The sequence below is a fragment of the Nonomuraea maheshkhaliensis genome, assembly GCF_039529435.1.
Taxonomy (GTDB): Bacteria; Actinomycetota; Actinomycetes; order Streptosporangiales; family Streptosporangiaceae; genus Nonomuraea; species Nonomuraea maheshkhaliensis.
Genome location: NZ_BAAAMU010000016.1, coordinates 122,548 through 133,194, shown reverse-complemented (window position 1 = coordinate 133,194; position 10,647 = coordinate 122,548). Strand labels below are relative to the sequence as shown.

The 10,647-nt window shown below is 72.0% G+C and carries 12 protein-coding genes, 1 tRNA gene and 1 pseudogene; 6 read left to right on the top strand and 8 right to left on the bottom strand.

The annotated features are described in order from the left end of the window. The 3 genes from ABFX54_RS13980 to ABFX54_RS13970 form a co-directional block, all read left to right on the top strand. Nucleotides 1-1,023 (top strand): molybdopterin-dependent oxidoreductase (locus ABFX54_RS13980; RefSeq protein WP_346104821.1); only part of this gene is annotated, 1,023 nt, incomplete at its 5' end. 118 nt (nucleotides 1,024-1,141) lie between these two features. Next, nucleotides 1,142-2,038, top strand: coding sequence for a toxin glutamine deamidase domain-containing protein (locus tag ABFX54_RS13975; protein WP_346104819.1), 897 nt, complete (start codon nucleotides 1,142-1,144; stop codon nucleotides 2,036-2,038). Then, nucleotides 2,035-2,319 carry a hypothetical protein gene (locus tag ABFX54_RS13970; protein ID WP_346104817.1) on the top strand — a complete coding sequence of 95 codons (285 nt, stop codon included), beginning with the start codon at nucleotides 2,035-2,037 and terminating at the stop codon, nucleotides 2,317-2,319. Before ABFX54_RS13975 ends, ABFX54_RS13970 begins: the two co-directional genes overlap by 4 nt. Nucleotides 2,320-2,523: 204 nt before the next feature. Here the strand turns inward: ABFX54_RS13970 and ABFX54_RS13965 are convergent, their stop codons facing one another. The 4 genes from ABFX54_RS13965 to ABFX54_RS13950 form a co-directional block, all read right to left on the bottom strand. Further along, nucleotides 2,524-5,019 carry an ABC transporter permease gene (locus ABFX54_RS13965; protein WP_346104815.1) on the bottom strand — a complete coding sequence of 832 codons (2,496 nt, stop codon included), beginning with the start codon at nucleotides 5,017-5,019 and terminating at the stop codon, nucleotides 2,524-2,526. Nucleotides 5,020-5,076: 57 nt separating this feature from the next. Next, complete coding sequence (locus ABFX54_RS13960) at nucleotides 5,077-5,829, bottom strand: ABC transporter ATP-binding protein (RefSeq protein ID WP_346104813.1); 753 nt, start codon at nucleotides 5,827-5,829, stop codon at nucleotides 5,077-5,079. Nucleotides 5,830-5,937: 108 nt separating this feature from the next. Continuing rightward, the gene (locus ABFX54_RS13955; RefSeq protein WP_346104811.1) at nucleotides 5,938-6,591 is read right to left on the bottom strand and encodes a response regulator; all 654 of its coding nucleotides are present in this window, start codon (nucleotides 6,589-6,591) and stop codon (nucleotides 5,938-5,940) included. Then, the gene (locus ABFX54_RS13950; protein ID WP_346104809.1) at nucleotides 6,588-7,775 is read right to left on the bottom strand and encodes a sensor histidine kinase; all 1,188 of its coding nucleotides are present in this window, start codon (nucleotides 7,773-7,775) and stop codon (nucleotides 6,588-6,590) included. Before ABFX54_RS13950 ends, ABFX54_RS13955 begins: the two co-directional genes overlap by 4 nt. A 164-nt stretch (nucleotides 7,776-7,939) precedes the next feature. On the opposite strand from ABFX54_RS13950, the gene ABFX54_RS13945 reads away from it, so the two are divergent. Further along, a complete protein-coding gene (locus ABFX54_RS13945; protein WP_346104807.1) occupies nucleotides 7,940-8,389 on the top strand; it encodes a hypothetical protein in 450 nt (149 codons plus the stop codon). Between the two features lie 140 nt (nucleotides 8,390-8,529). On the opposite strand, the gene ABFX54_RS13940 is transcribed toward ABFX54_RS13945, so the two are convergent. Together ABFX54_RS13940 and ABFX54_RS13935 are read right to left on the bottom strand one after the other, a co-directional pair. Then, complete coding sequence (locus tag ABFX54_RS13940) at nucleotides 8,530-8,781, bottom strand: hypothetical protein (protein WP_346104806.1); 252 nt, start codon at nucleotides 8,779-8,781, stop codon at nucleotides 8,530-8,532. Between the two features lie 188 nt (nucleotides 8,782-8,969). Beyond that, entirely contained in the window at nucleotides 8,970-9,299 is a 330-nt protein-coding gene (locus ABFX54_RS13935) for a hypothetical protein (protein WP_346104804.1), read from the bottom strand. Here ABFX54_RS13935 and ABFX54_RS56925 point away from each other — a divergent pair. Then, nucleotides 9,262-9,381: pseudogene (locus ABFX54_RS56925) on the top strand (HNH endonuclease); the annotation flags it as partial. The gene ABFX54_RS13935 and the pseudogene ABFX54_RS56925 sit on opposite strands and share 38 nt — an antisense overlap. Nucleotides 9,382-9,453: 72 nt before the next feature. Here the strand turns inward: ABFX54_RS56925 and ABFX54_RS13930 are convergent. Together ABFX54_RS13930 and bcp are read right to left on the bottom strand one after the other, a co-directional pair. Continuing rightward, nucleotides 9,454-9,536, bottom strand: a tRNA-Leu gene (locus ABFX54_RS13930). A 148-nt stretch (nucleotides 9,537-9,684) separates the two neighbouring features. Then, on the bottom strand, nucleotides 9,685-10,158 hold the full coding sequence (gene bcp, locus ABFX54_RS13925) for a thioredoxin-dependent thiol peroxidase (protein WP_346104802.1): 474 nt from the start codon (nucleotides 10,156-10,158) through the stop codon (nucleotides 9,685-9,687). 147 nt (nucleotides 10,159-10,305) lie between these two features. On the opposite strand from bcp, the gene ABFX54_RS13920 reads away from it, so the two are divergent. After that, the gene (locus tag ABFX54_RS13920; RefSeq protein WP_346104800.1) at nucleotides 10,306-10,641 is read left to right on the top strand and encodes a DUF3618 domain-containing protein; all 336 of its coding nucleotides are present in this window, start codon (nucleotides 10,306-10,308) and stop codon (nucleotides 10,639-10,641) included. Nucleotides 10,642-10,647 lie beyond the last annotated feature (6 nt).

Sequence of the window (10,647 nt, the reverse complement as noted above, 5' to 3'; positions counted from 1 at the left end):
GTGGTCGCCGGGGCGGCGGCTCTGCTCGGACGGCAGTTCGGCGGGCGTCAGGCCCTGGACGCGGCCCGGGTCGGCGTGGCGCTGCCCAAGCCCGCCACCCCCGCCAAGCCCCTCCCCGCGGGCACGGACCTGCGCATCCGCGGCCTGTCGCCGTTCGTCACCCCCAACAGCGACTTCTACCGCGTCGACACCGCGCTCGTCGTCCCCCAGGTCGATCCGAACGACTGGAGCCTGCGCATCCACGGGCTGGTGGACCGCCCGGTCGAGCTCACCTACGCCGACCTGCTGAAGATGCCGCTCACCGAGGCCGACGTCACCCTGACCTGCGTCTCCAACGAGGTCGGCGGCCCCTACGTGGGCAACGCCCGCTGGCTCGGCGTTCGGATGGCCGACGTGCTGCGCCAGGCGGGGCTGCGTTCCGACGCCGACATGCTGCTGTCCACCTCGGCCGACGGCTTCACCTGCGGCACTCCGGTCGACGTGGTGATGGACGGCCGCGACGCGCTGTTCGCGGTCGCGATGAACGGCGAGGTGCTGCCGGTGGACCACGGCTTCCCCGTGCGCCAGGTGGTGCCCGGCCTGTACGGATACGTCTCGGCCACCAAGTGGGTGGTGGACATCAAGGTGACCAGGTTCGACGCCGACGAGGCGTACTGGACGCCCAGGGGCTGGTCGGAGAAGGGGCCCATCAAGACGCAGTCGCGCATCGACGTGCCGGCCTACGGCGACTCGCTGAAGCCCGGTCGCACCACGATCGCCGGCGTGGCCTGGGCCCAGCACACCGGCGTGGACGCCGTCGAGGTGCGGGTGGACCGGGGGGAGTGGCGGCAGGCGAAGCTGGCCGCCGTGCCGGGGCCCGACACGTGGCGGCAGTGGTCGATCGACTGGGACGCGACGGCGGGGGAGCACACGCTGGAGGTGCGGGCGACCGACGCCCACGGGCGCACGCAGACCGACCGGCTGGCGCCGCCCGCTCCCGACGGGGCGACCGGCTGGCACGCCGTCACCGTCCGAGTGGGCTGAGGTTTGCCGCGTTTGCCCAGGTAAGCGGGATGATCGGGGCGGAGGATTTCGCCGACTTCGCCTCGTGGCCCTCGTGTCGCCTCTACGATCGTTCGTCGAGCATGACAGGAGGCAGGCCGTGTTCCGCGAGCGCAAGCCGAGTGTCCCGCGCGCCCTTCCGGGGGTGGCCTACAACCCGATCGTGGCGGACGGGGTGCGGTGGCTCGACTACGAGCGGGCCGCCGAGCCCGTCCCCGACGACAACGACCCCGCATCCGATGATCGCCACCCCGGGCCAGGCGATCGCCACCCCGGGCCCGAGGATCGCCACTCCAGGCCAGGAGAGCGCCGCTCCGGGCCCCGCGAGTGCCGCTCTGAGGGCGGCGCGGGCCCGCACATCCTGGAGTTGCCGGAGGACGACTGGTTCGACCTGCCGCACCGACCGCCCAGCCTGGCCCGCAGCCGCCCGTACGGAGTGCCGGGAGGGCTCGCCGAGCCCGACCCGCAGGTGGAACGGGACCTGGCCGACGCGCTGCGGCCGGGGGCCCGCTTTCCCGACCCGCGCGGCACCTGGGTGCGCCTGGTCAACGGCTCAGGGCCCGCCGACGACCCGTTCCGCGCCTCCAACGCCGCCGACTGCGCGCTGGCCGTGCTGTCCACCTGGCACGGCGAGCCCGCGACGGCCGCGCCGCGGCTGCCCGAGTACGACCGGATCGGCCGGCCCGCGCTGACCGGGGAGCGGGGCAGCGTGGCCAGGATCGAGCGTTGGGTCGGGCACCGGTTGCAGTACGCGGGCCAGGGGCGGCACGCGTACCCCATGATCGAACGGCGGCTGCTGGACGCGGGCCACGGAGCCGCCGCGGTCATCGTGGTGCGCTGGCCAGGGGGCGGCTCGCATGCCTGGAACGCGGTCAACTTCGACGGCGAGGTGATCTGGATCGACGCGCAGCGGGGTCACATGTCGGTCGAGCCGCCGTACCGGACGGTGACCGGGGTGTTCTGCGTGATACTCGACCGCGGGGGGCGGCCGCGATGACCATGGAGACGATGACCATGGAGGAGGCCAGGGCGCTGGCCGAGGAGTACTTCAACGGGGCCCGCGTCGGGGATGAGCCGCTGCCTGTGGGCGTGTACGCGTTCGACGGCGGTTACGTGGCCTGGATCCGGGACCTGGAGCCCGACGACCCCGCCAGGCTGCCGGAGACGGCCGGGGGCGGATGCGTGGTCATCGACCGGGTGACGGGCGAGGTGGTGGCCAGGCCGCTGCTCGACCCGGAGACCGTGGCCGAGCTCTGGCCGGGCCGCACTCCCCGCTGACCCGCACCAGAGGGCCCGCTCACCGTGAACCCTGACCGCTTCCCGACGTCGCGGTCTCACCTGACTCCCTGGCCGCATTGCGGGGTTGCGGCATCACGTTCCGTGACGTCGAGGCCGGGCGCCGCCCCCATGAGACACCCGGCCTCCTCTGTGCCTTCTATCCGGATATTTCTGCTTTATTCGACTACGGGCCTTTCGTCCGGCTCATCCCGCCGCGAGCGACGCGACGATCGACGCCCGCGCCGCGCGCCGGCCGGGAAGCACCGCCGCCAGCACGCCCGCCACCCCCGACAGCGCCACGAGCAGCACGATCGACGCGAACGGCACATCCAGCAGGGCCCCGTCCAGCATCGCCCGTATCGCGGCCCAGCCGAAGACGACCCCGAGCACGACGCCCACCAGCGCCCCCACCAGCCCGAGCACCAGCGCCTCGATCGACAGCATGCGGCGCAGCTGCGGCCGGGTCAGGCCCAGGGCCCGCAGCATGGCCGACTCCCTCGTCCGCTCGTGGACCGACAGCGAGAGCGTGTTCGCGATCCCCAGCAGCGAGATCAGGACCGCCAGCCCGAGCAGCCCCGTGATGATCATGAGCAGCATGTCGAGGGTCTCGTCGAACTGCCCGCGTACCTCCGTCGAACTGCTCACCCGCACGGCCGGATAGGCGGCGACGGCGGCGTCCACCACCGCGCGGGCCCGTTCGGCCGCCACCCCGTCCTTGATGCCGATCATCACCAGCGAGTCGGGCACCGCGCCGAAGTACGCGTCGAAGGAGCGTTCAGCGAGCGTGACCGGCGGCAGCGACGACTGGTCGCCGTCGAGCAGCGCGACCACCTCCAGCGACACCGTCCCGGCCCGTTCGGTCCGCAGCTCCACCGTGTCGCCCACCCGCACGCCGAGCCGGGCGGCCGAGCTGGCCTCCAGCGCGGCTCGGCCCGGGCCGAGACCGCTCAGGGAGCCGGAGACGACGTGCGGCTCGACGGGCCCCGTGAAGGTCCCCGCGATCGCGTGCCGGCCCGCCACCGTCGCGTCGGCCTGGCGGATCTGCGTCACGGACGCCAGCTCCGGCCTGCCGCGCAGCCCCTCCGCCACCGAGCGCGGGATGACCGCGTCGCGCTTCTGACTCGCCAGCAGGTAGTCCATCGGGAACTGCTCGTCGAGCTTGGCCGTCATCGTCAGCCGGGTGGAGGCGGTCACCACCGAGATCAGCGTCATCAGCGTCACTCCGATCGTGAGCGCCACCATGGTGGTCGCGGCCCGCTTGGGGTTACGGCCAGAATTGTCCACCGCCAGGCGGCCCGGCACCCCGAACAGCCTGCGCGGGATCCAGCCCACCAGCGCGCTCAGCGGCCTGACCAGCACCGGGCCCAGCACGAGCACCGCCAGGAACGTCAGCGCGCCCCCCGCCATGCCGACGAGCAGCGTGATCTGCTGCCCGGGCACGAGCACGAACGCGCCTGCTCCGGTCGTGCCGAGCCCCGCCAGCAGCAGGATCGCGGCCACCACGGCGCGCGCCGGACCTGAGCGGAACTCCGGCTCCTCGCTCTGGCCGCGCAGCGCGGCGATCGGCGGCACCCGCGTGGCCGACCTGGCAGGCAGCAGCGCCGCGCCGACCGTGACCAGCAGGCCGACGGCCAGGCCGGTCGCGATCGTGGCCGGCGTGAGCGCGATGCCCGCGTTCGCAGGCAGCGGGGAGTCGACCGCGCGCAGCACGGCCAGGGTGGCCGCGGCCAGGCCGTACCCGATGAGCAGGCCCAGCGCGGAGGCCAGCGCGCCCACGACGGCCGACTCCAGCACGATCGAGCCGAACACCTGCCCCCGCGTGGCTCCGACGCAGCGCAGCAGCGCCATCTCCCGCGTCCGCTGGGCGACGAGGATGGCGAAGGTGTTGTAGATGACCAGCGCGGCCACCAGCATCGCCACGACGCCGAACAGCAGCAGCCCCGTCGTGAGCATGGCGGTCTCCGTCCCGGCCGCCCTGGCCAGGTCGTCGGCCAGCTCCGTGCCCGTCTTGACCTGGTACGAGCCGCCGGCGGCCACCGCCTCCTTCACCGCCTCCTTCAGACCGGGCCCGCCGCCCGCGACGTCGATCTCGGCGTACCCCTTCGCGCCGGTCATGCGCCGGGCCACGTCCGGGGTGAAGCCGACCGCGCCGGTGAAGGCCAGTGTCTGGTCCACGCCGGTGTCGATCAGGCCGACCAGCCGGAACCGGTGCCCGTTCTCCTTGCCGTCCAGCACCGTGATCGTGTCGCCGAGGCGGAAGCCCTGGGCCTTGGCGGTGTTCTCGTCCAGCACGGCGGCCTGGTCGTCGGTGCCCGGGCCGGTGCCGGCGACGACGTTCGTGCGGTCGAGCGGGCCTGTGACGATCGACAGGGCGGTGGTCGGCACGTCGCCCACCGTCTTGCCGTCCTTGCCCAGGACGGGCGCGCTGCCGCGGATCAGACCCTCGGCCCGCGTCACGCCGGGCAGCGCCCTGATCCGTTCCAGCGCCTGCTCCGGCAGCCGGCCTCCGGCCGGCCCCGGCAGCACGGCCACGTCCACCTTGTCCGCGTCGGCCGTCACCCGCTGCGCGAAGCCGGCCTGGGCGGTGTCGTTCAGCACGAACGTGCCCGCGATGAAGCCCACCCCGAGCATGATCGCCAGAGACGTGAGCAGCAGCCTCAGCCGGTGCGCGCGCAACCCGGCCAGCGCGGCCCTCAGCACCGCACACCTCCGGCGAGCGTGATCCCCATGCCTCCGGCCGGCCCGGTCCTCAGCACGTCACGCCTCCAGCCGGACGAGGGTGTCCAGCACGGACTGCGGCGTCGGCGCGCTGACCTCGGTGACGAGCTCGCCGTCACGCAGGAACACCACCCGGTCGGCGTACGCGGCCGCCACCGGGTCGTGCGTGACCATGACGATGGTCTGGCCCAGCTCGCGCACGGACGCGCGCAGGAACGACAGCACCTCGGCGCCGCTGCGCGAGTCCAGGTTCCCGGTGGGCTCGTCGGCGAAGATCACCGCGGGCTTGCTGATCAGCGCCCTGGCCACCGCCACCCGCTGCTGCTGGCCGCCGGACAGCTCGCCCGGCCGGTGTCCGAGCCGGTCCTTCAGCCCGACGGTCTCGATGACCCGGTCGAACAGCGTCTGGTCGGCCAGGCGGGCGGAGATGTCCAGCGGCAGGCGGATGTTCTGCTCGGCCGTCAGCGTGGGCAGCAGGTTGAACGCCTGGAAGACGAAGCCGATCCGCTCCCTGCGCAGCAGCGTGAGCTGCCGGTCGGTCAGCCCCCTGAGCTCCACGTCGCCGATGCGCACGGTGCCGGACGTGGCGGCGTCGAGGCCGGCCAGGCAGTGCATCAGCGTGGACTTGCCCGAACCCGACGGGCCCATGATGGCGGTGAACGCCCCCGTGGCGAAGGACACGGTCACGCCGCGCAGGGCGTGCACCCGGGCGTCGCCGGAGCCGTACACCTTGGACAGATCGGTGGCCACGACGGCGGGCGGGGCCTGGCGCCGGGTCTCGGTGAGCGTCACGTTCACTCCTCGTACGCGAAATTTCAACGCGACCCACGCTAAGAGTGGAAATTTCGTGATTCATGGGCCCTGAGGAGGGACTTCAGCTGCGCCGGCAGATGACCCCGGTCAGACCTTCGGCCGAGGGGAGGGCACGATCAGACCGGCTTCGTACGCGTACACCACCACCTGCGCCCGATCCCGCAGCCCCAGCTTGGCCAGCACCCGCCCCAGATGCGTCTTCACCGTCGCCTCCGCCACCTCCAGGCGGCCCGCGATCTCCATGTTGGACAGGCCGCGCGCCACCATGAGCAGCACCTCGCGCTCGCGCGGCGTCAGCTCGGCCGCCGAACGCACCGGCTCCTCGGCGGGCAACTGCGCGGCGAAGCGGTCGAGCAGCCGCCGCAGCGTGCTGGGCGAGACCACGGACTCGCCCGCGTGCACCGTCCTGATGGCGCTGACCAGGTCGTCCGGCGGCACGTCCTTCAGCAGGAACCCGGCCGCGCCCGCCTTGACCGCCGCGAAGGCGTACTCGTCGAGGTCGAACGTGGTCAGGATCAGCACCTTGGGCCCGTCGATGCGCCGGGTGGCCTCCAGCCCGTCCATGGACGGCATGCGTACGTCCATGAGCACCACGTCCACCTCGGTGCCGCGCAGGATCTCCAGCGCCGTGGCGCCGTCGGCGGCCTCCGCCACCACCTCGATGTCCGGCTGCGCGCCCAGCACCATCCGGAACCCGGCCCGCAACAGCTCCTGGTCGTCCACCAGCATCACCCGGATCACGCCGCCTCCTTCGCCATCGGCAACCTGGCCAGCACCTCGAACCCGCCACCCTGCCGGGGGCCCGCCGACACGGCGCCGCCGTACATGCCGACCCGCTCGCGCATCCCGATCAGGCCGTGCCCGTCGGAGCTCACCGGAGCCGCCGCGCCCCGGCCGTCGTCCACCACCCGCACGACCAGCTCGGGACCGCTGTAGTCGATCTCCACGCTGGCCCTGACGCCGGGGCCGCCGTGCTTGAGCGCGTTCGTCAGCGCCTCCTGGACGATGCGGTAGACGGCCAGCTGCTGGCCCTCGGGCAGCTCGGCCGGCACCCCGCCGACGCTCAGCCGGGCGGGCACGGCCGAGCCGCGGACGAGTTCCTCCAACTGGCCCAGACCCGGCTGCGGGGTGTAGTCGGTGCTCGCGGTCTCGTTCTCCCGCAGCACCCCCACCAGCCTGCGCATCTCGGCCAGGGCCGCGCGGCCGGTCTTGGAGATGGTCTTGACCGCCAGCCTGGCCTGCTCGATGTCGCGGTCCATGGCGAAACCCGCGCCGTCGGCCTGCACCACGATCACGCTCACGTTGTGGGCCACGACGTCGTGCAGCTCCCTGGCGATCCTGGCCCGCTCGGCCGCGGCGGCCATCCTGGCCTGCTGGTCGCGCTCGCGCTCCGCCCTTTCTGCCCGTTCCTCCAGGCTCTCCAGGTAACGCCTGCGGGTGTTGGCGTACAGGCCGGTCAGCCAGACCGTCACCACGAAGACAGAACCGCTGAAGAACATCCCGAACGTCGGATCCGACCAGTGGACCAGCGCCAGGAACACCCCCACCTCCGCCACCAGCCCCGCCGCCAGCGCCCAGCGGAACGAGCACCGGTAGGCCACCGCCCAGAGCGCCACCAGCACCGCCAGGTTGGCGGGCAGCGGATCCACCCCCGCCAGCCACTGGCCGAAGCTGATCAGCGAGACGGTGGCGAAGCAGCCCAGCGGCCGGCTCCGCCACACCAGCGGCGCCAGCAGCGCCGCCGACAGGGCCAGGTAACCGGCCACGCCGAGATAAGGGCTCCCGTCCTGAGCGGCGCCTGGTGGAGGCCCGTTCAGCGCGTACGGCACCGCCAGCAGGGCGCACAACAGCGCCAGAGGGGCCACACCGGCGACGGCCGCCAGCTTCTCGTGGCGCCTGGACCACGCCCGTACGCTCCCGAACACATCATCACGATATGTAGCCCCGGCGCGGCCTTGGTCCGCCTGGAGGGTGAAGTGCGGGTACGACCCAGGTCTTACATGGCTTTGCCCTTACATGGGGCTTACGGTGAGTTTGGCATCCTTCATTACCGGGAGCGCCCTTCGCGGGCGAGTAAAGGGAGATCGTGATGGCGGATCATGATCGAGACGCCGGGTCGCGCGGCGAAGAGGAAGCGCCGCGCGACCCGACCCAGGAGCCGCGCGAGCCGGCCCAGCTCAGGTACGGGGAACAGGCGGACCGCCCGTACGCCGACCTCCCGCCCACCCAGCCGATCGCTTCCCACTGGGAAGAGCCGCCTCCCTCTCCTTCCGGTGGCTTCTTCCGCCGCCGACGAACCCAGATCACCGCCGCGGCCGTCGCCGGCCTGATCGCCGGCGGCCTCCTCGGCGGCCTCACCGTCGCCTCGGCCACCGACCACGACCACGACCGGTTCGATGTGTGGCTCGAACACGAGAACCGCTGGCGCGCCCCGGACGGCCTGCGCATGCCGGAACGCATGAACCGGGGCTGCTACCGCACGGACGACGCGTTCTCCTGCGTCGCCCCACCACCCCGCTTCGACGAGGACGACGACTAGCCCCTCGAAACCGAGCCGCGGCTGAAACCGGGAGATCCGTCGGGCGGGCTCTTTAGCATGGGCCGGTGCCGAACCCCGATCCGACACCGGAAGAGCTGGCCCGTCACGTGCGTCAGGCACGCTCGATCACCGAGGTCGTGTCACTGCTCGGACTGAAGAACTCGGGTGGCCGCCGGGCCGGGCTGAAGCGGGAAATAGCCGATCTCGGCCTCGACACCCGGCATTTCCGGCGTGCGGGCCCGACCAAATACACCGATGAGCTCCTGTCCGCAGCGGTGGTGGCATCGGCGAGCGTCAATGAAGTGCTCGATCGCCTTGAGATCCCGCGTAGTGGTGGGGCGCATTCGCATATCAGTCGTCGCATCAAAGCCCTGGGGCTTGATATATCGCATTTCACCCACTCTGCCGGGGTCGACGTGAGTCTTTGCGCGCAGTTCGACCGCGACACTCTCGAACGGGCGGCAGGCGGAGCCAGGAGCGTGCGTGAGCTTCTGGGCCGGCTGGGGGTGGCCGAGAGCCGGCGGAACCGGGAAGACGTCCGCCGGCAACGGCGCGAGGCCGGCGGTCCGGCGCCTGACGGCTACCGGCGCGTCGAGCTGAGCGAGAGCGACGTCAGAGCCGCGGCCGCGGCGTCACGGTCGCTGGCGGCCATGATGCGCCGGCTCGGCCTTCCGGTCGGGGAGCCGAACCGGCGCAGGCTCCAGCGCGCCATCGCCCGCCACGGGACCGACACCGCGCATTTCCACCGCCGGCTCACCGGCTCGTCGGCGACCGGGACCCGCCGGGACCCGGCGGCCGTGCTCACGCGGCGCCCGCGCGGCGCGGGCCGCACCCCGGGGGCGGTCCTGCGGCGCGCCCTGCGTGCCGTCGGGGTGCCCGTGGCCTGCGCGAAGTGTGGAATCGGCGACACCTGGCAAGGAGAACCGCTCATCCTTGAGGTCGATCATGTCAATGGCGATCCACTCGACAATCGCCGGGAGAACCTGAGACTTCTGTGCCCCGACTGTCGCTCGCAAACGCCGGCATTCGCCGGGCGAAACAGGAACAGAACCGGTGGACAGATGTGCGGGCGGGGGGACTCGAACCCCCACAGTGTCTCCACCAACAGGACCTAAACCTGCCGCGTATGCCATTTCGCCACGCCCGCGCAGCTCCCGCCTCAGCGGGCTTGAGACAGTTTAGCGCTCGAAACAGAAGGGGACGGCCCATCACCTTCTTCACGGCGATGACAAGGGGCGACAAGGCGAGCGCCGAGGAAAGGCGACAGGCCCTCCGGGAATGGAGGGCCCGTCGGGTCAGAGGAGGCCGAGCTTCTTCTTGAGCGAGGCCACGTGGCCCGTCGCCTTCACGTTGTAGAGGGCCTGCTCCACCTTCCCGTCCCCGTCGATGACGAACGTCGAGCGGATGACGCCCACGACCTCCTTGCCGTACAGCTTCTTCGTGCCGTACGCGCCGTAGGCCTGGTGGACGGTGAGGTCGGGGTCGGACAGCAGGGGGAAGGTCAGCGCGTCGCGCTCGGCGAACTTGGCCAGCTTGGCCGGCTTGTCCTTCGACACGCCGAGGACGACGAAACCTTCGGCGGTGAGCTGGTCGAGGCTGTCGCGGAAATCGCAGGCCTGCTTGGTGCAGCCGGGGGTCATCGCGGCGGGGTAGAAATAGAGGATCACCCGCTTGCCGCGGTAGGTCTCCAGGGAGACGGTGCCGCCGTCAGCGGTGGGTAGCGTGAACTCGGGCGCGGCGTCGCCGGGCGCGAGCTTGGTTTCTGTCAATTGGCCCTCCTGAGTTCTTCCCGCCAACCTACCGGCCTGGCCGCCGTGCCGTACGGCGTGCCGACCTGACAGACTGATCACGACCAGAACGGACGAAGCCCAGCACGGCACGCGGCGCCGGGCACGCGTACGGTCGAAAGGAGAGCCATGGCTGACACCGATCCCGACGAGCTGGAGCGGCGGATCGCGCGGACGCGCGCGGAGTTGGCGCAGACGGTCGACGCCATTGCCGACCGGGTGAGCCCCAAGCGGGTCGCCGAGCGTACGGTGGCGGACGTCAAGATCAGGGCGGGGAACTTCGTCGCCTCCGTGGGTGACGCGCTGGGGGTGACGCCGCGGCCGGTGCCCTACGACGGGGAGGAGCCGGATCGGCTCTGGGAGGACGAGCGGCCCGACATGGGTCCTGTGCTGATCGCGGTGGGCGCGGCGCTGGTCGTGGGGGCGGCCGTCGTGCTGTGGCGGCGCAGGCGCAATCGCCGTTGAGCGGTT